The sequence below is a fragment of the Budvicia aquatica DSM 5075 = ATCC 35567 genome, assembly GCF_000427805.1.
In the GTDB taxonomy this organism is placed as follows: Bacteria; Pseudomonadota; Gammaproteobacteria; order Enterobacterales; family Enterobacteriaceae; genus Budvicia; species Budvicia aquatica.
On record NZ_ATYS01000056.1, the window covers coordinates 1 to 23,154 of the forward strand.

The 23,154-nt window shown below is 46.4% G+C and carries 37 protein-coding genes; 31 read left to right on the forward strand and 6 right to left on the reverse strand.

Annotated elements, in window-relative coordinates:
* The 31 genes from YWE_RS0117305 to YWE_RS0117455 form a co-directional block, all read left to right on the forward strand.
* A partial coding sequence (locus YWE_RS0117305) for an EF-Tu C-terminal domain-related protein (protein ID WP_029095673.1) occupies window positions 1-482 on the forward strand: 482 nt, incomplete at its 5' end.
* Between the two features lie 505 nt (window positions 483-987).
* Window positions 988-1,299 (forward strand): 30S ribosomal protein S10, encoded by a 312-nt coding sequence (rpsJ, locus tag YWE_RS0117310; RefSeq protein ID WP_009639175.1) that lies wholly within the window; start codon window positions 988-990, stop codon window positions 1,297-1,299.
* A gap of 29 nt (window positions 1,300-1,328) precedes the next feature.
* Window positions 1,329-1,958 (forward strand): 50S ribosomal protein L3, encoded by a 630-nt coding sequence (gene rplC, locus YWE_RS0117315; protein WP_029095674.1) that lies wholly within the window; start codon window positions 1,329-1,331, stop codon window positions 1,956-1,958.
* 16 nt (window positions 1,959-1,974) lie between these two features.
* The gene (gene rplD, locus YWE_RS0117320) at window positions 1,975-2,580 is read left to right on the forward strand and encodes a 50S ribosomal protein L4 (RefSeq protein ID WP_029095675.1); all 606 of its coding nucleotides are present in this window, start codon (window positions 1,975-1,977) and stop codon (window positions 2,578-2,580) included.
* A complete protein-coding gene (gene rplW, locus YWE_RS0117325) occupies window positions 2,577-2,879 on the forward strand; it encodes a 50S ribosomal protein L23 (RefSeq protein WP_029095676.1) in 303 nt (100 codons plus the stop codon). Before rplD ends, rplW begins: the two co-directional genes overlap by 4 nt.
* A 19-nt stretch (window positions 2,880-2,898) precedes the next feature.
* Window positions 2,899-3,723: a 50S ribosomal protein L2 gene (gene rplB / locus YWE_RS0117330; protein WP_029095677.1), complete on the forward strand. Its 825-nt coding sequence runs from the start codon at window positions 2,899-2,901 to the stop codon at window positions 3,721-3,723.
* A 14-nt stretch (window positions 3,724-3,737) separates the two neighbouring features.
* Window positions 3,738-4,016, forward strand: coding sequence for a 30S ribosomal protein S19 (gene rpsS / locus YWE_RS0117335; RefSeq protein ID WP_029095678.1), 279 nt, complete (start codon window positions 3,738-3,740; stop codon window positions 4,014-4,016).
* 14 nt (window positions 4,017-4,030) lie between these two features.
* The gene (gene rplV, locus YWE_RS0117340) at window positions 4,031-4,363 is read left to right on the forward strand and encodes a 50S ribosomal protein L22 (RefSeq protein WP_029095679.1); all 333 of its coding nucleotides are present in this window, start codon (window positions 4,031-4,033) and stop codon (window positions 4,361-4,363) included.
* Between the two features lie 17 nt (window positions 4,364-4,380).
* Entirely contained in the window at window positions 4,381-5,082 is a 702-nt protein-coding gene (rpsC, locus tag YWE_RS0117345; RefSeq protein ID WP_029095680.1) for a 30S ribosomal protein S3, read from the forward strand.
* Between the two features lie 12 nt (window positions 5,083-5,094).
* Window positions 5,095-5,505 (forward strand): 50S ribosomal protein L16, encoded by a 411-nt coding sequence (gene rplP, locus YWE_RS0117350; protein ID WP_029095681.1) that lies wholly within the window; start codon window positions 5,095-5,097, stop codon window positions 5,503-5,505.
* Window positions 5,505-5,696, forward strand: a complete 192-nt coding sequence (gene rpmC / locus YWE_RS0117355; RefSeq protein WP_029095682.1) for a 50S ribosomal protein L29 — start codon at window positions 5,505-5,507, stop codon at window positions 5,694-5,696. The genes rplP and rpmC overlap by 1 nt, the downstream gene beginning before the upstream one ends.
* The gene (gene rpsQ / locus YWE_RS0117360) at window positions 5,696-5,950 is read left to right on the forward strand and encodes a 30S ribosomal protein S17 (protein ID WP_029095683.1); all 255 of its coding nucleotides are present in this window, start codon (window positions 5,696-5,698) and stop codon (window positions 5,948-5,950) included. The genes rpmC and rpsQ overlap by 1 nt, the downstream gene beginning before the upstream one ends.
* A gap of 162 nt (window positions 5,951-6,112) precedes the next feature.
* Window positions 6,113-6,484 (forward strand): 50S ribosomal protein L14, encoded by a 372-nt coding sequence (gene rplN / locus YWE_RS0117365; protein WP_020322771.1) that lies wholly within the window; start codon window positions 6,113-6,115, stop codon window positions 6,482-6,484.
* Between the two features lie 10 nt (window positions 6,485-6,494).
* Window positions 6,495-6,809: a 50S ribosomal protein L24 gene (rplX, locus tag YWE_RS0117370; protein ID WP_029095684.1), complete on the forward strand. Its 315-nt coding sequence runs from the start codon at window positions 6,495-6,497 to the stop codon at window positions 6,807-6,809.
* A gap of 14 nt (window positions 6,810-6,823) precedes the next feature.
* A complete protein-coding gene (rplE, locus tag YWE_RS0117375; RefSeq protein WP_029095685.1) occupies window positions 6,824-7,363 on the forward strand; it encodes a 50S ribosomal protein L5 in 540 nt (179 codons plus the stop codon).
* Between the two features lie 13 nt (window positions 7,364-7,376).
* On the forward strand, window positions 7,377-7,682 hold the full coding sequence (gene rpsN, locus YWE_RS0117380; protein ID WP_029095686.1) for a 30S ribosomal protein S14: 306 nt from the start codon (window positions 7,377-7,379) through the stop codon (window positions 7,680-7,682).
* 31 nt (window positions 7,683-7,713) lie between these two features.
* Window positions 7,714-8,106 (forward strand): 30S ribosomal protein S8, encoded by a 393-nt coding sequence (rpsH, locus tag YWE_RS0117385; RefSeq protein WP_029095687.1) that lies wholly within the window; start codon window positions 7,714-7,716, stop codon window positions 8,104-8,106.
* A 14-nt stretch (window positions 8,107-8,120) separates the two neighbouring features.
* Window positions 8,121-8,654 carry a 50S ribosomal protein L6 gene (gene rplF / locus YWE_RS0117390; RefSeq protein WP_029095688.1) on the forward strand — a complete coding sequence of 178 codons (534 nt, stop codon included), beginning with the start codon at window positions 8,121-8,123 and terminating at the stop codon, window positions 8,652-8,654.
* Window positions 8,655-8,663: 9 nt separating this feature from the next.
* Window positions 8,664-9,017 carry a 50S ribosomal protein L18 gene (gene rplR, locus YWE_RS0117395; protein ID WP_029095689.1) on the forward strand — a complete coding sequence of 118 codons (354 nt, stop codon included), beginning with the start codon at window positions 8,664-8,666 and terminating at the stop codon, window positions 9,015-9,017.
* A 14-nt stretch (window positions 9,018-9,031) separates the two neighbouring features.
* The gene (gene rpsE / locus YWE_RS0117400; protein ID WP_029095690.1) at window positions 9,032-9,532 is read left to right on the forward strand and encodes a 30S ribosomal protein S5; all 501 of its coding nucleotides are present in this window, start codon (window positions 9,032-9,034) and stop codon (window positions 9,530-9,532) included.
* 6 nt (window positions 9,533-9,538) lie between these two features.
* Entirely contained in the window at window positions 9,539-9,718 is a 180-nt protein-coding gene (gene rpmD / locus YWE_RS0117405; protein WP_029095691.1) for a 50S ribosomal protein L30, read from the forward strand.
* 3 nt (window positions 9,719-9,721) lie between these two features.
* Window positions 9,722-10,156, forward strand: coding sequence for a 50S ribosomal protein L15 (gene rplO, locus YWE_RS0117410; protein ID WP_029095692.1), 435 nt, complete (start codon window positions 9,722-9,724; stop codon window positions 10,154-10,156).
* Between the two features lie 7 nt (window positions 10,157-10,163).
* Complete coding sequence (secY, locus tag YWE_RS0117415; RefSeq protein WP_029095693.1) at window positions 10,164-11,492, forward strand: preprotein translocase subunit SecY; 1,329 nt, start codon at window positions 10,164-10,166, stop codon at window positions 11,490-11,492.
* A gap of 34 nt (window positions 11,493-11,526) precedes the next feature.
* Entirely contained in the window at window positions 11,527-11,640 is a 114-nt protein-coding gene (gene rpmJ, locus YWE_RS0117420; RefSeq protein WP_029095694.1) for a 50S ribosomal protein L36, read from the forward strand.
* A 162-nt stretch (window positions 11,641-11,802) separates the two neighbouring features.
* Window positions 11,803-12,159, forward strand: coding sequence for a 30S ribosomal protein S13 (gene rpsM / locus YWE_RS0117425; protein ID WP_029095695.1), 357 nt, complete (start codon window positions 11,803-11,805; stop codon window positions 12,157-12,159).
* A 16-nt stretch (window positions 12,160-12,175) separates the two neighbouring features.
* Complete coding sequence (gene rpsK, locus YWE_RS0117430) at window positions 12,176-12,565, forward strand: 30S ribosomal protein S11 (protein WP_027275681.1); 390 nt, start codon at window positions 12,176-12,178, stop codon at window positions 12,563-12,565.
* A 34-nt stretch (window positions 12,566-12,599) separates the two neighbouring features.
* Entirely contained in the window at window positions 12,600-13,220 is a 621-nt protein-coding gene (gene rpsD, locus YWE_RS0117435) for a 30S ribosomal protein S4 (RefSeq protein ID WP_029095696.1), read from the forward strand.
* 25 nt (window positions 13,221-13,245) lie between these two features.
* A complete protein-coding gene (locus tag YWE_RS0117440; RefSeq protein ID WP_029095697.1) occupies window positions 13,246-14,235 on the forward strand; it encodes a DNA-directed RNA polymerase subunit alpha in 990 nt (329 codons plus the stop codon).
* A gap of 40 nt (window positions 14,236-14,275) precedes the next feature.
* Window positions 14,276-14,665: a 50S ribosomal protein L17 gene (gene rplQ, locus YWE_RS0117445; RefSeq protein WP_029095698.1), complete on the forward strand. Its 390-nt coding sequence runs from the start codon at window positions 14,276-14,278 to the stop codon at window positions 14,663-14,665.
* A 142-nt stretch (window positions 14,666-14,807) separates the two neighbouring features.
* Complete coding sequence (gene zntR / locus YWE_RS0117450) at window positions 14,808-15,248, forward strand: Zn(2+)-responsive transcriptional regulator (protein ID WP_029095699.1); 441 nt, start codon at window positions 14,808-14,810, stop codon at window positions 15,246-15,248.
* 72 nt (window positions 15,249-15,320) lie between these two features.
* On the forward strand, window positions 15,321-15,527 hold the full coding sequence (locus YWE_RS0117455) for an alternative ribosome-rescue factor A (RefSeq protein WP_029095700.1): 207 nt from the start codon (window positions 15,321-15,323) through the stop codon (window positions 15,525-15,527).
* 54 nt (window positions 15,528-15,581) lie between these two features.
* On the opposite strand, the gene YWE_RS0117460 is transcribed toward YWE_RS0117455, so the two are convergent.
* From YWE_RS0117460 to YWE_RS0117485, 6 genes are all read right to left on the reverse strand, one after another.
* On the reverse strand, window positions 15,582-16,709 hold the full coding sequence (locus YWE_RS0117460) for a CdaR family transcriptional regulator (protein WP_029095701.1): 1,128 nt from the start codon (window positions 16,707-16,709) through the stop codon (window positions 15,582-15,584).
* A 70-nt stretch (window positions 16,710-16,779) separates the two neighbouring features.
* Entirely contained in the window at window positions 16,780-17,940 is a 1,161-nt protein-coding gene (locus YWE_RS0117465; RefSeq protein ID WP_029095702.1) for a glycerate kinase, read from the reverse strand.
* Between the two features lie 73 nt (window positions 17,941-18,013).
* On the reverse strand, window positions 18,014-19,198 hold the full coding sequence (locus YWE_RS0117470; protein ID WP_029095703.1) for a thiolase family protein: 1,185 nt from the start codon (window positions 19,196-19,198) through the stop codon (window positions 18,014-18,016).
* 10 nt (window positions 19,199-19,208) lie between these two features.
* Window positions 19,209-19,946 carry a 3-oxoacyl-ACP reductase FabG gene (fabG, locus tag YWE_RS0117475; RefSeq protein WP_029095704.1) on the reverse strand — a complete coding sequence of 246 codons (738 nt, stop codon included), beginning with the start codon at window positions 19,944-19,946 and terminating at the stop codon, window positions 19,209-19,211.
* A 69-nt stretch (window positions 19,947-20,015) separates the two neighbouring features.
* A complete protein-coding gene (locus YWE_RS0117480) occupies window positions 20,016-21,593 on the reverse strand; it encodes an acyl CoA:acetate/3-ketoacid CoA transferase (protein ID WP_029095705.1) in 1,578 nt (525 codons plus the stop codon).
* A gap of 81 nt (window positions 21,594-21,674) precedes the next feature.
* Window positions 21,675-23,012, reverse strand: a complete 1,338-nt coding sequence (locus YWE_RS0117485) for an MFS transporter (RefSeq protein ID WP_029095706.1) — start codon at window positions 23,010-23,012, stop codon at window positions 21,675-21,677.
* Window positions 23,013-23,154 lie beyond the last annotated feature (142 nt).

Consider the following 23,154-nt stretch of genomic DNA (forward strand, 5'->3'; position numbering starts at 1 on the left):
GAATTGTTAAAGTCGGTGAAGCCGTTGAGATTGTTGGTATCAAAGATACCGTACAAACTACCTGTACTGGCGTTGAAATGTTCCGTAAGTTACTTGACGAAGGCCGTGCTGGTGAGAACGTTGGTGTTCTGCTGCGTGGTACTAAGCGTGAAGAAATCGAACGNGGNCAAGTACTGGCTAANCCAGGTTCAATCAACCCGCACACCAACTTTGTATCAGAAGTTTATATTCTGAGCAAAGATGAAGGTGGTCGTCATACTCCATTCTTCAAAGGCTACCGTCCACAGTTCTACTTCCGTACAACTGACGTGACCGGTACTATCGAACTGCCAGAAGGCGTAGAGATGGTGATGCCTGGTGACAACATTCAGATGACTGTAACTCTGATTGCACCAATCGCGATGGACGAAGGTTTACGCTTCGCTATCCGTGAAGGTGGCCGTACCGTTGGTGCTGGCGTTGTTGCTAAAATCATCAAGTAATTCATTTTACTTATGATGAAAAAAGGGTGCTTATGCACCCTTTTTTATTTTCTAAAATTGAGTATATCCTGTTAGTTAGGTGAGTTAAAAAGAAGCAATGCTATGGGCGGTGTTCATATAATTTGTTGAGTGATACGCTACTGCCTTACATTTTAATGCTTAGTCTTAATATTGAACCCCTATATATCATCAAGCGATCCAACACTTTTTGTGCCTAAAACCCACCTCATCTGTACCAATATTGATGCCAAATGAATTTAATCCCAGATAGCACTTGCACTGGGGGCTCAGATATGTAAAATGCTCAGGCCTACACTTTTATGTGGTGTGGTATAAGTTCAATTAGAGCTTATTACTATGATACCTAAATCTAACGATGCCGGTTGATTAGTCACAATACTCCCGATTTGGGGGTTACATGAAGAACGATTACACTCCCCCATCAATCGAAATGGGTGTGAGTAGTAATTTTTTACGTTTATAAAATAATTGGAGCTCTGGTCTCATGCAGAACCAAAGAATCCGTATCCGCCTGAAAGCGTTTGATCACCGTCTGATCGATCAATCAACCGCGGAAATCGTCGAGACTGCTAAGCGCACTGGCGCTCAAGTTCGTGGTCCGATCCCGCTGCCGACTCGCAAAGAGCGTTTTACTATTCTGATTTCTCCGCATGTTAATAAAGATGCGCGCGATCAGTATGAAATTCGCACTCATAAGCGTCTGGTTGACATCGTTGAGCCAACTGAAAAAACGGTTGATGCTCTGATGCGTCTGGATCTGGCTGCCGGTGTTGACGTGCAGATCAGCCTGGGTTAATCAGGTCATTCGATTGAGAGGTTGAAACAATGATTGGTTTAGTCGGTCGTAAAGTGGGAATGACCCGCATCTTCACAGAAGAAGGCGTATCTATCCCCGTTACAGTTATCGAAATTGAAGCGAACCGCATTACTCAAGTTAAAGACTTGGCTACTGACGGATACCGTGCTGTACAAGTTACTACGGGTGCTAAAAAAGCAAACCGTGTAACTAAACCAGAAGCGGGTCATTTCGCGAAAGCCGGCGTTACTGCTGGTCGTGGTCTGTGGGAATTCCGCCTTGAAGAAGGTCAAGAGTTCGCTGCAGGTCAAGAAATTAACGTTGATATTTTTACCGACGTTAAAAAAGTTGACGTTACCGGTACTTCTAAAGGTAAAGGTTATGCTGGCACAGTTAAGCGCTGGAATTTCCGTACTCAGGATGCTACCCATGGTAACTCTTTGGCACACCGTGGTCATGGTTCAATCGGTCAGAACCAAACCCCAGGTAAAGTGTTCAAAGGTAAAAAAATGGCAGGCCACTTGGGTGACGAGCGTGTAACCGTTCAAAGCCTGGACGTAGTACGTGTTGACGCTGAGCGCAACCTGCTGCTGGTCAAGGGCGCTGTTCCGGGAGCTACCGGTAGCAACCTGATCGTTAAACCGGCTGTCAAGGCGTAACGTCGAGGAGATAGGAATGGAATTGGTAATGAAAGACGCGCAAGGCGCGCTGACTGTTTCCGAAACTACCTTCGGGCGTGATTTCAATGAAGCGTTAGTACATCAGGTTGTTGTTGCTTATGCAGCTGCAGCTCGTCAAGGTACTCGCGCTCAGAAGACCCGTGCTGAAGTAACTGGTTCCGGTAAAAAACCGTGGCGTCAAAAAGGTACTGGCCGTGCGCGTTCAGGTTCTGTAAAGAGCCCGATCTGGCGTTCCGGTGGTGTGACCTTTGCTGCTCGTCCACAAGACCACAGCCAGAAAGTCAATAAGAAGATGTACCGCGGCGCACTTAAGTGCATCCTGTCCGAATTGGTACGTCAAGATCGTCTGATTGTAGTCGAGAAGTTCTCTGTAGAAGCGCCTAAAACTAAGCTGCTGGTACAGAAACTGAAAGAAATGGCTTTGGAAGATGTACTGATCATCACTAGCGAAGTTGAACCTAATCTGTACCTGGCAGCAGGTAACTTACACAAGGTTGACGTTCGTGATGTTGCTGGTATTGACCCGTTTAGCCTAATCGCTTTTGATAAAGTGGTGATGACTGCTGACGCTGTGAAGCAAGTAGAGGAGATGCTGGCATGATCCGTGAAGAACGCCTGCTGAAAGTCCTACGCGCACCACATGTTTCTGAGAAAGCTTCTAGCGCAATGGAAAAGCACAATACTATCGTGCTTAAAGTTGCTAAAGATGCAACTAAGGCAGAAGTAAAAGCTGCCGTTCAGAAGCTGTTTGAGGTTGAAGTCAATGAAGTTCGTACTTTGCTGGTTAAAGGCAAAACGAAACGTCATGGTCAGCGTGTTGGTCGTCGTAGCGACTGGAAAAAAGCTTACGTCACTTTGAAAGAAGGCCAGAATCTGGACTTCATCGGCGGCGCAGAGTAAGTCGGAGGATTGAAAAACAATGGCAATTGTTAAGTGTAAGCCAACATCTCCGGGTCGTCGCCACGTAGTTAAAGTGGTTAACCCTGAGTTGCACAAGGGCAAGCCTTATGCCCCATTGCTGGAAAAAAACAGCAAATCAGGTGGCCGTAACAACAATGGCCGTATCACCACTCGTCATATTGGTGGTGGCCATAAGCAGCAATATCGTTTAGTTGACTTTAAACGCAACAAAGATGGTATCCCTGCAGTTGTTGAGCGTCTGGAATATGATCCGAACCGTTCCGCGAATATCGCGCTGGTTCTGTACAAAGACGGTGAACGCCGTTATATCCTAGCGCCTAAGAGCCTAAAAGCAGGTGACCAAATCCAATCTGGTGTTGATGCTGCAATTAAAGTGGGTAACTGCCTACCGATGCGTAACATCCCAGTGGGTTCTACGGTTCACAACGTTGAAATGAAACCAGGTAAAGGCGGCCAAATGGCTCGTTCTGCTGGCGGATATGTTCAAATCGTTGCCCGGGAAGGTTCCTACGTAACTATACGTCTTCGCTCCGGTGAAATGCGTAAAGTATTGTCTGATTGCCGCGCCACCTTAGGTGAAGTTGGTAACTCAGAACATATGCTTCGCGTGCTTGGTAAAGCTGGTGCTAGTCGTTGGCGTGGTGTTCGTCCTACCGTTCGCGGTACGGCAATGAACCCAGTCGATCACCCGCACGGTGGTGGTGAAGGTCGTAACTTTGGTAAGCATCCTGTGACTCCATGGGGCGTTCAGACCAAAGGTAAGAAGACCCGTAGCAACAAGCGTACTGATAAATATATCGTACGTCGCCGTAGTAAAAAATAATTAGAGGATAAGCCATGCCACGTTCTCTCAAGAAAGGTCCTTTCATAGACCTGCACTTGCTGAAGAAGGTAGAGAAAGCGGTGGAAAGCGGAGACAAAAAGCCTGTTAAGACTTGGTCCCGTCGTTCAACGATCTTTCCAAACATGATCGGTTTGACCATCGCTGTCCATAATGGTCGTCAGCACGTTCCAGTATTTGTATCCGATGAAATGGTCGGTCATAAACTGGGCGAATTCGCGCCGACTCGTACTTATCGCGGCCATGCGGCTGATAAAAAAGCCAAAAAGCGCTAAGGTAGGAGGAAGAGATGGAAACTATCGCTAAACATCGCCACGCTCGTTCTTCTGCACAGAAGGTTCGCTTAATCGCAGACCTGATTCGCGGTAAGAAAGTGTCACAAGCTCTGGAAATTTTAACCTACAACAACAAAAAAGCTGCTGATTTGGTTAAAAAAGTACTTGAGTCTGCCATTGCAAACGCAGAACACAACGATGGCGCTGACATCGACGATCTGAAAGTCGCGAAAATATTTGTCGACGAAGGCCCTAGCATGAAGCGTATTATGCCGCGTGCAAAAGGTCGTGCAGATCGTATCCTGAAGCGCACCAGCCACATTACTGTGGTTGTGTCCGATCGCTGAGACTCTGGAGAATAGCAATGGGTCAGAAAGTACATCCGAATGGTATTCGACTGGGTATTGTCAAACCTTGGAACTCTACCTGGTACGCAAATACCAAAGAATTCGCTGACAACCTAGACAGCGACTTTAAAGTTCGTCAATTCTTAACAAAAGAGTTGTCGAAAGCTTCCGTTTCTCGCATCGTGATCGAGCGTCCAGCGAAGAGCATCCGTGTGACTATTCACACCGCTCGTCCTGGCATCGTAATCGGCAAGAAAGGTGAAGATGTCGAAAAACTGCGCAACGCTGTAGCGACTATCGCTGGCGTTCCTGCGCAAATTAATATCGCCGAAGTCCGTAAACCGGAACTAGACGCTAAATTGGTTGCTGACAGCATCACTTCACAGCTGGAACGTCGCGTTATGTTCCGTCGTGCTATGAAGCGTGCAGTTCAAAACGCCATGCGTATAGGCGCTAAAGGTATCAAAGTGGAAGTAAGTGGTCGCTTAGGCGGCGCTGAAATCGCGCGTACCGAATGGTACCGTGAAGGTCGTGTTCCGTTGCATACACTGCGTGCGGATATCGATTATAACACTTCTGAAGCGCACACCACTTATGGTGTAATCGGCGTAAAAGTGTGGATCTTCAAAGGTGAGATCTTGGGTGGTATGGCTGCCGTTGAACAACCGGAAAAACCGGCTGCTCAACCGAAGAAGCAGCAGCGTAAAGGCCGTAAATAAGGAGCATCGCTGATGTTACAACCAAAGCGTACAAAATTCCGTAAAGTGCACAAGGGCCGCAACCGTGGTCTGGCTGCCGGCGCGGATGTGAGCTTCGGCACTTTCGGTCTGAAAGCTGTTGGCCGCGGTCGTCTGACTGCTCGCCAAATCGAGGCGGCACGTCGTGCCATGACACGTGCAGTTAAGCGTCAAGGTAAAATCTGGATCCGTGTGTTCCCAGACAAACCAATCACTGAAAAGCCGCTTGAAGTGCGTATGGGTAAAGGTAAGGGTAACGTGGAGTATTGGGTTGCCCTAATTCAACCGGGAAAAGTCCTGTATGAAATGGACGGCGTCTCGGAAGAAATTGCCCGTGAAGCATTCAAGCTGGCAGCAGCAAAACTGCCGATTAAAACCACCTTTGTAACTAAGACGGTGATGTAATGAAAGCAAAAGAGCTGCGTGAAAAAAGTGTTGAAGAGCTGAACACTGAGCTGCTAAGCCTGCTGCGTGAACAGTTTAATCTGCGCATGCAAGCGGCAAGCGGCCAGCTGCAACAGTCTCACCTGTTGAAACAAGTGCGTCGTAATGTTGCACGTGTGAAAACTTTACTGACTGAAAAGGCGGGTGCGTAATGACTGATAAAATCCGTACGCTGCAAGGTCGTGTTGTTAGTGACAAAATGGAGAAATCCATTGTCGTTGCGATTGAGCGTGTGGTGAAGCACCCGATGTATGGTAAGTTCATCAGACGTACGACTAAATTGCATGTACATGACGAGAGCAATGAGTGTGGTATTGGCGATCTGATCGAGATTCGCGAATGTCGTCCTCTGTCAAAGACTAAGTCTTGGACACTTGTTCGAGTTGTAGAGAAAGCAGTTCTGTAATACAGTGCTCTTTCTTAAATAAGATAAACGGCTCAGAAGACGAGCCGTTTATTTTTTCTACCCAACATTAGAAACCGGTGTTATAATGCCGCGCCCTGATGTATGGGGGTTTTTAAACGACCCGTGAGGGTCCTTAGTAGTTGACATTAGCGGAGCACTAAGATGATCCAAGAACAGACTATGCTTAACGTCGCTGACAACTCTGGCGCACGTCGCGTAATGTGTATCAAGGTTCTGGGTGGATCGCACCGTCGCTACGCTGGCGTAGGCGACATCATCAAAATTACCATCAAGGAAGCAATTCCTCGCGGTAAGGTTAAGAAAGGTGATGTGCTTAAAGCGGTAGTGGTGCGCACCAGAAAGGGTGTTCGTCGCCCTGACGGATCTGTCATTCGCTTCGATGGTAATGCTTGCGTTATTTTAAATAACAACAGTGAGCAACCAATCGGCACGCGTATTTTTGGACCGGTAACTCGTGAATTACGTAATGAAAAATTCATGAAAATTATCTCTCTGGCACCAGAAGTACTGTAAGGAGCGAACCATGGCAGCGAAAATCCGTCGTGATGACGAAGTTATTGTGTTAACCGGTAAAGATAAAGGTAAACGCGGTAAAGTTAAGAATGTTCTGTCTTCCAGTAAGATTGTTGTTGAAGGTATTAACCTGGTTAAGAAACATCAGAAGCCGGTTCCGGCCCTGAACCAACCAGGTGGCATCGTTGAAAAAGAAGCTGCAATTCAAGTTTCTAACGTTGCAATCTACAACGCAGCTACAGGTAAGGCTGACCGTGTAGGCTTTCGTTTTGAAGACGGCAAAAAAGTCCGTTTCTTCAAATCTAATAGCGAAACTATCAAGTAATTTGGAGTAGTACGATGGCGAAACTGCATGATTACTACAAAGAACAGGTAGTAAATAAACTGGTAGAACAGTTTAGCTACAAATCTGTCATGCAAGTCCCTCGGGTCGAGAAGATCACCCTTAATATGGGTGTTGGTGAAGCGATCACTGATAAAAAACTGCTGGATAACGCAGCAGCAGACTTAGCAGCGATCAGTGGCCAAAAGCCACTAATCACCAAAGCACGCAACTCAGTTGCCGGCTTCAAAATCCGCCAGGGCTATCCGATCGGCTGTAAAGTGACCCTACGTGGTGAACGTATGTGGGAATTTTTAGAGCGTCTGATTTCTATTGCTGTACCTCGTGTCCGTGACTTCCGTGGCTTAAATCCTAAGTCATTCGATGGTCGTGGTAACTACAGTATGGGCGTACGTGAGCAGATTATCTTCCCAGAAATCGACTATGACAAAGTCGATCGCGTTCGTGGTTTGGATATTACCATTACCACTTCTGCGCAATCTGACGAAGAAGGCCGCGCTCTGCTGGCTGCCTTTAACTTCCCGTTCCGCAAGTAAGGTAGGGTTACTAATGGCTAAGCAATCAATGAAAGCACGTGAAGTTAAGCGTGTGAAATTAGCAGACAAGTTCTTCGCTAAGCGTACAGAACTTAAAGCGATTATCTCTGATGTGAATGCATCTGACGAAGACCGTTGGAACGCAGTGCTTAAACTGCAAACTCTTCCGCGTGATTCCAGTCCAAGTCGTCAACGTAACCGTTGCCGTCAGACAGGTCGTCCACATGGCGTCCTGCGCAAATTTGGGTTGAGCCGTATTAAGGTCCGTGAAGCCGCTATGCGCGGTGAAATCCCGGGTCTGAAAAAGGCTAGTTGGTAATATCACCATTGAATCACGGGAGTAGAGACAGATGAGCATGCAAGATCCGATCGCGGATATGCTGACCCGTATCCGAAACGGTCAGGCCGCGAACAAAGTTGCGGTCACTATGCCTTCCTCCAAGCTAAAAGTGGCTATTGCCAACGTGCTGAAGGAAGAAGGTTATATTGAAGAATACAAAATTGAAGGCGACACCAAGCCTGAACTGGAAGTGACTTTAAAGTACTTCCAGGGCGCGCCAGTTGTGGAAAGCATTCAGCGAGTCAGCCGTCCAGGTCTGCGCATCTATAAAAGAAAAGATGAGCTACCAAAGGTAATGGCTGGTTTAGGTATCGCTGTTATTTCCACCTCTAAAGGTGTCATGACCGATCGCGCAGCACGCCAAGCTGGTCTTGGTGGCGAGATTATCTGCTACGTAGCTTAATCAGGAGGAATACAATGTCTCGTGTTGCAAAAACACCCGTCGTTATTCCTGCTGGCGTAGAGGTAAAACTCAGCGGTCAGGTTATAACAATTAAGGGTAAAAACGGCGAGCTGTCTCGTACAGTCCATGATGCCGTTGAAGTTAAACAGGAAGATAATGCAATTACTTTTGCTCCGCGCGAAGGTTTTGTAGACGGATGGGCCCAAGCGGGTACCGTGCGTTCACTGGTTAACGGAATGGTTATCGGTGTTACTGAAGGCTTCACTAAGAAGCTACAGCTGGTAGGCGTAGGCTATCGTGCTGCAGTTAAAGGCAACGTGGTGAATTTAGCCTTAGGCTTTTCTCATCCAGTTGAACACCAACTGCCAGCAGGCATAACCGCTGAGTGTCCGACCCAAACTGAAATCGTGTTGAAAGGCACTGATAAACAAGTTATCGGTCAGATCGCAGCAGAATTGCGTGCCTACCGTCGTCCTGAGCCTTATAAAGGCAAGGGTGTCCGTTACGCCGACGAAGTCGTGCGTACCAAAGAGGCTAAGAAGAAGTAAGGTAACACTATGGATAAGAAAGCAGCTCGTATCCGTCGTGCGACCCGCGCACGTCGCAAGATCAAAGAACTGTGTGCGACTCGCCTGGTGGTTCACCGTACTCCGCGTCATATTTATGCGCAGATTATCGCACCGAACGGTTCGGAAGTTCTGGCAGCCGCTTCTACATTAGAAAAGGCTATTACAGAACAATTGAAGTATACCGGAAACAAAGATGCCGCAGCAGCTGTAGGTAAAGCTATTGCTGAGCGCGCGTTGGCCAAAGAGATTACGAAAGTATCTTTTGACCGTTCTGGTTTCCAATATCATGGTAGAGTCCAGGCGCTGGCAGATGCTGCCCGCGAAGCTGGCCTTCAGTTCTAAGGTAGAGGTGTAAGATGTCTCACATCGAGAAACAAGCTGGCGAACTGCAGGAAAAGCTGATCGCGGTTAACCGCGTATCTAAAACCGTTAAAGGTGGTCGTATTTTCAGTTTTACCGCACTGACAGTAGTTGGTGATGGTAACGGCCGCGTAGGTTTTGGTTACGGAAAAGCGCGTGAAGTTCCAGCAGCGATCCAGAAAGCGATGGAAAAAGCCCGTCGCAATATGATGAATGTCGCGTTAAACAACGGAACCCTGCAGCATCCTGTTAAAGGTGCTCATACAGGTTCTCGCGTGTTTATGCAGCCTGCATTCGAAGGTACCGGTATCATCGCCGGCGGTGCAATGCGCGCCGTTCTGGAAGTCGCCGGAGTACGTAACGTATTAGCTAAAGCTTATGGTTCAACTAACCCAATTAACGTGGTTCGTGCAACTATTGATGCCTTAGAAAATATGAAGTCTCCTGAGATGGTTGCCGCTAAACGCGGTAAAACTGTCGAAGACATTCTGGGGTAATTAGCAATGGCAAAGACTATTAAAGTTACTCAAATTCGCAGCTCTATCGGCCGCTTGCCTAAGCATAAGGCAACGCTGGTTGGTCTTGGTCTGCGTCGTATCGGTCACACTGTAGAGCGCGAGGATACTCCTGCTGTACGTGGCATGATCAACCTAGTATCTTACATGGTTAAAGTGGAGGAGTAAGAGATGCGTTTAAATACTCTGGCTCCGGCCGAAGGTGCAAAACAAGCGCCTAAGCGCGTAGGTCGTGGTATTGGTTCTGGCCTAGGCAAAACTGCTGGTCGTGGTCACAAAGGTCAGAACTCACGTTCTGGCGGTGGCGTACGTCGTGGTTTTGAAGGCGGCCAAATGCCATTATACCGTCGTTTACCGAAATTCGGTTTCACTTCTCGTAAAGCAATGGTTACGGCAGAAGTTCGTCTGTCTGAACTGGCTCAAGTAGAAGGCGAGGTTATTGACCTGAACACGCTGAAAGCTGCAAACGTAGTTGGCGTACAGATTGAATTCGCGAAAGTTATGCTTTCAGGTGAAATCAATCGTCCGGTAACTCTGCGCGGTCTGCGTGTCACCAAAGGCGCTCGTGCTGCAATCGAAGCTGCTGGCGGGAAAATTGAGGAATAAGTAGCAGATGGCTAAGCAACCAGGATTAGATTTTCAAAGTGCAAAGGGCGGAATAGGCGAGCTTAAGCGCAGACTCTTATTTGTTGTCGGCGCATTAATCGTCTTCCGTATTGGCTCTTTTATTCCAATTCCTGGTATTGACGCCACTGTGCTTGCTAAGTTAGTCGAAGATCAGAGAGGCACCATCATTGACATGTTTAACATGTTCTCTGGTGGCGCCCTCAGTCGTGCTTCTGTCTTCGCATTAGGTATTATGCCGTATATTTCGGCCTCTATTATCGTGCAACTGTTAACCGTGGTTCATCCTAAGTTAGCGGAACTGAAGAAAGAGGGAGAGTCTGGCCGTCGTAAGATAAGCCAGTACACTCGATATGGCACGTTGGTTCTGGCCATATTCCAGTCGGTTGGTATTGCTACCGGCCTTCCGAATATGGGAATGCCAGGCTTGGTAATTAATCCAGGCTTTGCATTTTACTTTACTGCAGTTGTGAGCTTAGTTACCGGAACAATGTTCCTGATGTGGCTAGGTGAACAGGTGACTGAACGAGGTATCGGTAACGGTATTTCTATCATCATCTTTGCAGGTATCGTTGCCGGATTGCCTCCAGCCATTGGACAGACTATCGAGCAAGCTCGGCAGGGTGACTTACATGTTCTTCTGCTGCTATTGGTTGCGGTTTTAGTATTCGCGGTGACTTTCTTTGTTGTATTTGTTGAGCGTGGCCAACGACGTATTGTCGTTAACTATGCGAAACGTCAGCAAGGCCGTCGCGTTTACGCAGCACAAAGTACCCATTTACCGTTGAAAGTGAATATGGCCGGTGTAATACCTGCAATCTTTGCTTCAAGTATCATTCTGTTCCCTGCGACAATTGCCTCATGGTTCGGTGGTGGTACAGGTTGGAACTGGTTGACAACTATTTCTATGTATTTGCAACCCGGACAACCTCTTTATGTGTTACTCTATGCGTCTGCAATCATATTCTTCTGTTTCTTCTACACAGCGTTGGTTTTCAACCCTCGTGAAACAGCAGATAACCTGAAGAAGTCCGGTGCGTTTGTACCAGGGATTCGTCCGGGAGAGCAAACGGCTAAATATATCGATAAAGTGATGACACGTTTAACCTTCATTGGTGCAATGTACATTACCTTTATCTGCCTGATCCCGGAGTTTATGCGTGACGCAATGAAAGTACCTTTCAACTTTGGTGGTACTTCTCTACTTATCGTAGTGGTCGTCATCATGGACTTTATGGCTCAAGTGCAAACTCTGATGATGTCGAGTCAATATGAGTCTGCATTGAAGAAAGCAAACCTGAAAGGCTATAGCCGTTAATTCAGGCTAGCTTGAGAAGTTACGGAGAGTTAAAATGAAAGTTCGTGCTTCCGTCAAGAAGTTATGTCGTAACTGCAAAATCATCAAGCGCCACGGCGTTGTTCGCGTGATTTGCGTTGAACCAAAACACAAACAACGTCAAGGTTGATTGTCGTTAGGTTTAAAGTTTTGACATATTTTTCTTGCAAAGTGTGATTGAGCTGGCTAGATTAGCCAGCCAATCTTTTGTATGTCATGGCAACATTATTTGAGTATCCTGAAAACGGGCTTTTCAGAGTAGTGTTGCTGTATAAAATAGTAGGAGTGCATAGTGGCCCGTATAGCAGGCATTAACATTCCTGATCATAAGCATACCGTAATCGCATTAACTGCGATCTTCGGAATCGGTAAGACTCGCTCGCAGGCTATCTGTGTAGCTAGTGGTATTACTGAAAGTGCTAAGATCAGTGAACTGTCTGAAGAGCAAATTGAGAAGCTGCGTGACGAAGTTGCCAAGTACACTGTAGAAGGCGATCTACGTCGTGAAGTTACCATGAGCATCAAGCGTCTTATGGACCTAGGTTGTTATCGTGGTATGCGTCACCGTCGTGGTCTGCCGGTTCGCGGTCAGCGTACTAAAACTAACGCCCGTACCCGTAAGGGTCCGCGTAAACCGATCAAGAAATAATCGGGGTGATTGAATAATGGCAAAAGCACCTGTTCGTGCACGCAAGCGTGTAAGAAAGCAAGTTTCTGACGGTATGGCTCATATCCATGCTTCTTTTAACAACACCATCGTGACTATTACCGATCGTCAGGGTAATGCATTGGGTTGGGCAACAGCTGGTGGCTCCGGCTTCCGTGGTTCGCGTAAATCCACTCCATTTGCTGCTCAAGTAGCGGCAGAACGCTGCGCAGAAGCAGTAAAAGAGTATGGAATTAAGAACTTGGAAGTCATGGTTAAAGGCCCAGGTCCAGGTCGTGAGTCTACTATCCGTGCGTTAAACGCGGCTGGTTTCCGCATCACTAATATTACTGATGTGACTCCGATTCCCCACAACGGTTGTCGTCCTCCGAAAAAGCGTCGCGTATAACCGCCACTGCTTTTAGGATTGTTGGAGAAAGAAAATGGCAAGATATTTGGGTCCTAAGCTCAAGCTGAGCCGTCGTGAGGGCACTGACTTATTCCTTAAGTCTGGTGTTCGCGCGATAGATACCAAGTGTAAGATTGAACAAGCTCCTGGTCAGCACGGTGCGCGCAAGCCACGTCTGTCTGACTATGGTGTACAGTTACGTGAGAAACAAAAAGTTCGCCGTATTTATGGTGTTCTTGAGCGTCAATTCCGTAATTATTATAAAGAAGCAACTCGTCTAAAAGGCAACACTGGTGAAAACCTGCTGCAGCTTTTAGAAGGGCGTTTGGACAATGTGGTCTATCGTATGGGCTTCGGCGCTACTCGTGCAGAAGCACGTCAGTTAGTTAGCCACAAAGCTGTTATGGTTAATGGTCGCGTTGTTAACATCGCTTCTTTCCAGGTATCTCCGAATGACGTAGTCAGCGTACGCGAGAAAGCGAAAAAGCAATCTCGTGTTAAAGCCGCTTTAGAGCTGTCTGAACAGCGCGAAAAGCCGACTTGGATCGAAGTTGATGCAGCAAAAATGGAAGGCGTTTTCAAACGTACTCCTGAGCGCTCCGATCTGTCTGCGGACATTAACGAACACCTGATCGTCGAACTTTACTCTAAGTAAAGTTTAGTACCAAAGAGAGGACACAATGCAGGGTTCTGTGACAGAGTTTCTAAAACCACGCCTAGTGGATATCGAGCAAGTTAGTTCGACTCACGCTAAGGTGACCCTTGAGCCGTTAGAGCGTGGCTTCGGCCATACTTTAGGTAACGCACTACGCCGCATTTTGCTTTCGTCTATGCCGGGTTGTGCGGTAACTGAAGTTGAGATTGATGGTGTACTGCATGAGTACAGCACCAAAGAAGGCGTACAGGAAGATATCCTGGAAATCCTGCTCAACCTGAAAGGGCTGGCGGTGAAAGTTCATGGTAAAGATGAAGTTATTCTTAGCTTGAATAAGTCTGGCATTGGCCCTGTGACTGCAGCCGACATTACCCATGATGGGGATGTTGAAGTCGTCAAACCTCAGCACTTAATCTGCCATCTGACTGACGAAAACGCATCTATTAGTATGCGTATCAAGGTTCAGCGTGGTCGTGGTTATGTGCCGGCTTCTGCCCGTATTCATACGGAAGAAGATGAGCGTCCAATCGGTCGTCTGTTGGTTGATGCATGCTACAGCCCGGTAGAGCGTATTGCCTACAATGTTGAAGCAGCGCGTGTAGAACAGCGTACTGACTTGGATAAGCTGGTCATCGAGATGGAAACTAACGGTACAATTGACCCGGAAGAGTCGATTCGCCGTGCGGCTACCATCCTAGCTGAACAACTTGAAGCTTTTGTTGATTTACGTGATGTACGTCAGCCAGAAGTTAAAGAAGAGAAGCCGGAGTTCGATCCGATCTTGCTACGCCCTGTTGACGATCTGGAACTGACTGTCCGCTCCGCTAACTGCCTTAAGGCAGAAGCTATCCACTACATCGGTGATCTGGTACAGCGTACCGAAGTTGAGTTGTTAAAAACTCCTAACTTAGGTAAAAAATCTCTTACTGAGATTAAAGATGTGCTGGCATCTCGTGGTTTGTCTCTGGGCATGCGCCTGGAAAACTGGCCACCTGCTAGCATTGCTGACGAGTAACCGGATCGCAGGTTAAGGTTTTACTGAGAAGGATAAGGTCATGCGCCATCGTAAGAGTGGACGTCAACTGAACCGCAACAGCAGTCATCGCCAAGCTATGTTCCGTAACATGGCCGGCTCTCTGGTTCGTCATGAAATCATCAAGACGACCCTGCCGAAAGCGAAAGAGCTGCGTCGCGTGGTTGAACCACTGATTACACTTGCCAAGGCCGACAGCGTTGCTAATCGTCGTCTGGCATTCGCCCGTACTCGTGATAACGAGATCGTGGCAAAACTGTTTAATGAGCTTGGCCCGCGTTTTGCGAGCCGCGCAGGTGGCTACACTCGCATTATGAAGTGTGGTTTCCGTGCAGGTGATAACGCTCCGATGGCTTACATCGAGTTAGTTGATCGTGCCGAAAAAGCTCCAGAAGAAGCAGCTGCAGAGTAATCTACCGCTGTGTGAAAAAGCCGGGTTATCCCGGCTTTTTTACGTCTAAAATTTGGTTGTGATATAATACAAATTGTTATTACGTTATCTATTGGTATTATCTATCTAATCGACTGAGTAATACCTTAAGCTGGAGGGCGTTATGTTTCGTATTGGGCAACTTGCTAAGCTAGCAGGCGTTACACCGGATACCATTCGTTATTATGAGAAACAGGGAATGATGTCTCATGACGTGCGGACCGAGGGAGGATACCGGCTCTATACCGAACAGGATCTGCAGCGGCTGAAATTTATTCGTTATGCTAAACAGCTTGGCTTCACATTAGAATCCATTGCCGAGCTGCTTTCTATCCGGGTTGAGCCAGAGCAGCACACCTGCCAAGAGTCTAAATCGATTGTTCAGTCTCAACTTGCGGTTGTCGAACGAAAACTGCGGGAGTTAGAGCATATGCGGGTTTCTTTGCAGCGTTTAAGCGATGCATGTTGCGGTAGTATTCATAGTAGTGCCTATTGCTCAATTCTTGAGGCTCTAGAACATGGGGCTACCAATGAGTTACCAAGAGTGGATTTGCGTACTAAGTAGTCAATCTAATATTTATAGCGTATGATGCGGCGGTTTTATCGATATCCTATCAGAGTAATTAACGAGGTTAAAATGTCTAAATATCAGCATAAGAAAGGGAAAATACAGGATAATGCCTTGCAGGCCCTGTTACACGATCCTTTATTTCGGCAGCGGGTAGAGAAAAATGTGAAGGGAAAAGGAAGTTATCAGCGTAAAGCGAAGCACGTAGAGAAGATGGGACGGGAGGCTGGATATAAGAAGATTCTAAGTATCTTTTTATATCCAGCCTTCTGTTAATGCACTCTCCTAACATTTCTGCTCGCCAAGTGCCTTCATCGTTTATTTACATTTTTAATCTGAGGTTTTTTGATGATAGTACAACGCTATCATTAATTGGCTAAGTTCCTTAAATACGAACGGATCCAATGATGTTATCTCTTTTATTTGATGTAGACGATAAGTTAGCGTGTTCCTGTGAATACCCAAGGTTTGGGCGGTATTATTTATTTCTGCATTATTATCGATATAGCTGCTTAATGTCTTGAGCAGAGTATTTCCAGTGCTAAATGCCAGAAGTTTGTTAATTCTTTGATTAAAGTAGCTGGTAAAATGGCTGCCTTTAACTTCATTTAATAATCCACTAAAAGCGAACTGCTTTCCGTTGATGATTCGAAGCATCGGGTGAAATTGCTTACAATATTTAATCATTTCCTTAGTCATAAATATGGATTGACGAAATACTGTCGGGGCATCAGATTCAATTCCTACACCTATGGTGTAATGGCTTAATTGGGTTTCCATAAAAGCATTAATTTTATTAAGTAATTGCTCATATTCTTTTGTTTCAGTGAGTAACAGTAATATTTCATCGGTACTGAGCAGTATCACTCGTTGGGATTTTAGTATGTTCGACAGTTCATTCAATATGTTATCAATGGTTCTACTCTGAAGATTACCCCCGGTCTCAATATTAATTATCAGTGGCAGAACGACCTCACTTAAATTGATATCTTGCTGTTCTAGTTGGTATCTGGCTTCAATTCCTTTTGGTGTATCACCAAGTTCTAAATATTGCTTTAGCAGTAAATCTCGAATGCGATATTGCCAATTCATTTCACGAATATCTAGCGATTGCTTTACTAAAAGCTCGGCTGCTAATACGGCTAACTCCGCATACCGGCCTATCGCCACTGGATTGCCGCTAATTCCGATAACCATCACCACCTGGTCGTCTACGATAATTGGATGGTTTATTCCAAGTTGAACATTTTTATATTTTGATGCTTGTTGAGTATTTTCTATGATCATTCTTTGGCGGTTTTTGATCACCTCATAGGCAACCTCATGACGTTCACCAACTCTATGATTTTCACCTGAAGCGATAATAATTCCCTGATGATCAATAACATTCACATTATGATGAATAATACTCATTGCTCGTTTAACAATAGTATTCGCTAACTCTAAGGTGATAAGCATACTAACTATCCTTTGCTGTGAAATTCTCAATCATAATGTGAAATGTGCTTTGTCACTGAAGCGTTGTGCTTTATTGGGCCTTTAGTCGCATTCCTATATGAATAGTTCGGATTAATGCCTCTGCCGTATCTGATAACAGTGCTTCTGCATTTTTCATTGAATTTTCTAACGATATCGGGCCAGGACAGATAGACCACATGGCATTAATATTATGCTGATAAAGAGTCTCTGAGCCGTCGCCAAGAGTACCAGCGAGTGCTATGACCGGTTTATTATATGCTGCAGCCAGATTAGCGACGCCCACCGGAGCCTTACCAAAGCTACTTTGTTTATCTAATTTCCCTTCGCCTGTAATAACTAAATCTGCATTGCGTATGAGCGACTCAGCATTTAATAGCTCAAGGACTAGCTCGATACCTGGTCTAAGCTTTGCCTGAGTAAACCACATTAATGCGGCTCCCATCCCCCCGGCGGCTCCCGCGCCCGGCGTGAGGTTTGTATCATTGTTTAGCTGATGGCATAGAACCCGATGATAATTAACCATACCCATTTCCAGCTGTTGCAACTGTTGCTGATTTGCCCCTTTTTGTGGGCCATAAATATGCGTTGCACCATTGGGGCCGAGCAGAGGATTATTGACATCACATGAGGCTTCAAAGCGCGAATCTTTGACTGCCGGGTGTAGTTTGCCTAAGTCGATACGATAAATGCGAATAAGGTCTTCACCGGTGGCAGGCTCGGGAATAAGGTTGTTATCTTTATCAAAAAACTGTACGCCTAGAGCTTGGGCAAACCCGATGCCGCCATCATTGGTAGCACTTCCTCCAAGGCCAATGATGATATGCCTAATGCCTTCATCTAAAACTTGATTAATTAACTGGCCGAGCCCGTATGATGAAGCCTTTGGGGCGTTTCTGAGCGTTTTTGGCGTCAGCTCTAATCCACAGGCCTGAGCCATTTCTACAATGGCTTTATCTTTGCCTAAGGTGATATATTCGGCATTGATCTGCTGACCATAAGGGCCAGTGACAGCCATTTTTCTATTTGTTTTTCCCTTTAATAATGGGCTGGCATTCAGTATTTGTAATAACCCTTCTCCGCCATCGGCAATCGGTAATTGATTGGTAGTGATATCAGGGCAGTAGCGGATTAAGCCAGAAGCGATAGCTTCGCAAGCTTGTTGAGCGGTACAGCTCCCTTTGAATGAATCTACAGCGATAACAATATTCATAACCGTCCTTTAAAAATTCGGGCTGAAGGTTTATTAAATGAGGAGGAGCAATACGCTCCTCCTTATCGTTTTATTAACGTTCACGCTCAAACAGTACGGAAATGCCTTGTCCACCGCCGATGCACATAGTGGCTAAACCGGTGTTCAGATTGCGTCGTTCCATTTCGTACATTAGCTTGACGGAAATGATGGCTCCGCTGGCACCAACGGGGTGGCCAAGCGCAATGGCACCACCATTGACGTTTACTTTTGCAGGATCGAGTTTGAGATCGTTGATCACCGCCAACGATTGGGCAGCAAAGGCTTCATTTAACTCAATAAGGTCAATGTCATGAACCGACATATTTAGCTTTTTCATCAGCTTCTTAGTTGCGGGAGCCGGGCCAAAGCCCATGATCTCAGCTTCACATCCTGCAACGGCCCAGCCACGAATAACCATTCTAATGGGGAGGCCGAGTTGCTCTGCCTTGGCTCTGGTTGTGATAACTAAAGCACCTGCACCATCGTTGATACCAGATGAAGTCGCTGCCGTTACCGTTCCGTCTTTTTTGAAGGCTGGTTTTAACTGGGCATATTTCTCTTTAGGCGTATCACGCGGGTGTTCATCAGTATCAAAGATACGGGTATTTTTTCCTTCTCTGATTTCTAACGGTAAGATCTGTGATTCAAAATGGCCGGCTTTAATTGCAGCCAATGCTTTTTGTTGGCTATTCCAGGCGAATTCATCCATAGCTTCGCGAGTTATATTGAATCGTTCAGCAGTAAACTCAGCCGTCATTCCGTTGTGATAGGGTCCTTCCGGCCACGTCAGGATAGAGATGATTCCATCTTCCAGTTCGCCGTGGCCCAAACGATAGCCATAGCGGGCTTTGCGGATATAGTAGGGAAGCTGTGTCATGTTCTCCGTTCCGCAGGCTACGGTAATCTCAGCATTTCCCGTTTGAAGTTCCATCATACAGTCGACGATTGCCTGAAGGCCTGAGCCGCATTGGCGATTGACGGAGTAGGATGTTGTCTCATTAGGTAATCCGGCCCGTAACTGACAAATTCTGGCAATAAAACCGCTTTCAGCAATTTGCCCGACGTTACCTACCACAACTTCGTCTATTTGTTCCGGTTTTAAACCAGCGCGAACCACGGCCTCTCTGATTACGGCTGCACCTAAATCGTGTTGGTGGACATCTTTAAAACTTCCGCCCATGGTACCTATTGCAGTACGTACACCGCTGACAACAACAATATCATTTTCATTTTTCATTTTATTTTCCTTACAGCACCATGCCGCCGCCAACGTTAATCACTTCGCCATTGATATAGCGAGCTTCATCAGAGGCTAAAAAAGCAACGCAGTTTCCAACGTCTCTCGGGTCTCCTGCATATCCTGCCGGTATTTTGCTGACCATAATGTCCCAGACTTTTTCCGGTACAGATTTAGTCATATCGGTTTCAATAAACCCCGGGCAAATCGCATTTACCGTAACCCCTTTACGGGCCAGCTCCCGGCAGGCTGTTTTAGTTAACCCGATTACACCGGCTTTGGAGGCTGCGTAGTTAGCTTGCCCGATATTACCCAGCCAGCTAGCTGATGAAATATTGATGATCCGGCCGGCAGAGCGTTCACGCATGCGAATAGTGGCTTCCTGCATGCAGTGAAAAGTACCCTTTAGATTAATATCCATGACCAGATCCCAGTTTTCTTCGGTCAATTTATGCAGCATGGCATCTCGGTTGATCCCCGCGTTATTAACCAAAATATCGATCGGACCAAGTTGCTGCTCTGCCTCTGAAAACAGGTGATTGACTTCATCTCGTATCGCAATATTGCAGGGAATAAAAATGGCTTTATGTCCCGCATCAGTGAGCTCTTGTACCGTGTTAGTGCCACTTTCTTTATCGACGTCACATATAACGACAGCAGCCCCCTGTTCAGCCAATACCTGAGCAATACCTCGGCCAAGTCCTCGCCCTGAACCTGTGATAATGGCGACCTTATTTTTTAATGACATAGTGCATTCCTTATATTTTTATTTAGCCGTTATGGACAACGGCAGATTAATGATGAATAGAAAATTAGCTCAACCGTTGGTCAGCGTGCTTTTAAGATCAAAGTTAGGTTCAGAGAACAGTGAGGAATCCATTAGTTTTAAGGAGTCAGAGATCAGTGGCATAAATTCCATCTGTTGCAGAATGTCTGATTCGAGGTTGATCCCCGGTGCTATCTCAATCAGCATTGGCCCTTGTTCTGTGAGTTCAAATACGGCTCGCTCTGTAACCAGATGCATCTTTTGTTTTTTGCCGCGGGCTATCTCACCGTTGTAGGAAATCTGGTTGATATGGCTGACTAGCTTCTTAATTGAACCTTCGCGAATAATGTTTACTTTTCCGTGACTAAATTCGACCTCAAGCCCTTTAGCGGTAAAGGTTGAACAAAACACGACGTGGTGTGCATTTTGAGTTATATCGATAAACCCACCGGCTCCGGTGCATCGGTCGCCCATTTTTGTTGCATTGATATGTCCGTTAGCGTCCATTTCTCCCGCCCCCATATAAGTGATATCTACGCCGACACCGTTGTAATACAGCATTTGTTCTTGGTGGTTGATCATCGCTGTCAGGTTTTTACCAATACCGAAATCCACTCCTCCGGCTTGAACCCCGCCATAGATCCCTGATTCAACGGTGATGGTAATTTCATCGCTGATGCCTTCTTCGTGAATGATGGTTCCGATGACGTCGTTAGGAATTCCGGTACCCAGATTGATAACGCATTCGGGATAGAGAAACTGACAGGCGCGCCGGCCAATGACTTTACGAATGTCCAGCGGTAGCTTTTCGACTTTACTGGCAGGCGCCACTAAGTTGCCGCAGTAAGAAGGATCGTAGAACCAGGACGACGTTTGTCGATGGTCTTGCTGCGGATCGTCACAGACTACGATGGCATCAATAAAATTGCCCGGTACTACCACCTGCTTAGGATGAAGGGTTCCTTTCTGAGCAAGGTTCTTAACCTGAGCAATGACTTTTCCGCCAAAACGTTTTGCAGCAAGTACTGCCTGAAGAATTTCCAGCTTCATCGCTTCTTCTTCGCAGGTTAAATTGCCATCGGTATCTGCAGAGGTTCCTCGGATGATAACGGTGTCTAACGGTAGGGCAGGGTAAAACAGATACTCTTCGTCGCGCATAGTGACCACTTCGACCAGATCGGGAAGCTGGCGAGTGAGGCTATTCATTTTTCCTCCCTCAATGCGCGGGTCAATAAATGTCCCCAAACCTACCTTTGACAGATACCCTGCCTGGCCGGCAGCCATCGCCGTGTACAGGTGTACAATCTGTCCCTGAGGCAAGCAGAAAGCTTCAACTTTGTTCGAGGCAATCTTTTCCATCCATTTTGGAGCAAGTCCCCAGTGGGAGCCTATGATGCGTTTAACCATACCTTGTGATGTGAAATGTTGATTACCACGTTCACGGTTAGACTGCCCGGCTGAGTGAATATAGGTCAGGTTATTGGGCGATCCCGTTTCAAGAAATCGCTGCTCCAGCGCCTTAAGAATGGATTCCGCTGCACCAATAAGCGTCATCCCTATAGTACAAAGCGTTGAGCCATCATTAACTAAAGCCGCGGCCTGCTGAGCGGTGATAACTTTATTTTTCATAAAACCTCTATTTCTTTATATCCGCATGGTTCCGATGGTATGCAGCAGCCTTTCAGAATTAGAAAGGCCACTTTGATAAAACTACTTCTCAGATTTTTTAGCGTCAGCGTCCTGCATCTCTTTTACGCTAGGTGGCTGTTTAACCAAGGCCGCACCAATGGTGGCACAGAGCAGTAGGGCAACGGCGAACCACAGGCCGGCACTTGGCGATCCGGTCTTATCTTCTAATAGGCCAAATACGTAAGGTCCGAAGAAACCACCGGTTATACCCAGACAGGCTAATAAACCTAAGCCACCTGCCAGCATATGTCCGCTCATCAGCGTGGCCGGATAGGTAAAGATGATCGACTGAACAACGAAGAACATTGATGCACCGATACAGAATCCGATCAGCCCTAGAACAGGGCCACCGAGGGCACCGATCACAAAGCCGATAGCCATTGACATGAAGCCAGAGACCAACATGACCTGTGAGCGTTTTGCTGTATTGGCATATTTAGGTAAGAAGAACCCGCCTATCGCGGCTGCAATCCATGGAATGGCAGTTAATAAGCCCAATGTGAGGGTTGTCATTTTGCCATAGCTATTAATGATGCTTGGCAAGAAATAGGTCAGGCTATAAACCGCGATTTGGTGGGTAAAGTAGATCGCAACAATCAACATAAATGTTTTATTGGTAAATGCGGTTTTAAACGAGAATTTCTGGTTTTTATCAACGCCGACAGGTCGTTCTGATTCCAGCTTAGTTTCAATATATTCGACATCGGCAGGGGTTAGCCATTTTGCGTCGCGAGGCTTGTCTGGCAATACGGCATAGACATAGAATGCGAGAATAACGGCAGGAATACCTTCAACAATGAACATCCACTGCCAGCCGTGTAAGCCGCCAACGCCATCCAGCATTAATAGTGCGCCGCCTAGCGGTGCTCCAACAATGTTAGCGATACACACACCAAGAAGGAACATACCTACGGCTCTGGCGCGTTCTTCCCTTCCAAACCAATAGGTGAGATACAATATAATACCCGGGTATAAACCCGCTTCTGCCGCACCAAGCAACAGGCGCATCACATAGAACGATGTTGGTCCGGTGACAAAGGCCATGCCAGCGGAAATTAAGCCCCAAGTGATCATTATGCGGGTAATCCAGAAGCGAGCACCGACTCTGGCCATGATCAGATTGCTGGGGATTTCCATCGTTGAGTAGGTGAGAAAAAATAGCCCTGCGCCGAGCCCATAGGAGGTGGCCGACAGCCCGAGGTCTATCGACATTGATGCTCTGGCTATTCCAATATTTGTTCTATCAATAAAACTGATAATATAAACAATAATTAATAGCGGCATTAAGTGCTTATATATTTTTGCATTGGTTATAGCCGCCTGACTTAATGCGGCTATTTTTGATTGTGTATTTGACATGGTTAATTATCTCCCCTCATTTATAGAGGTTATTAATCAATGTAGGGTGCTATTAGCTTAATGGGCATGCTAGGTATAGTTATCCATACCCGCTATATATATGTTGTTTTTATTAAGTTAATGGCGTATTAAATCCAGATGA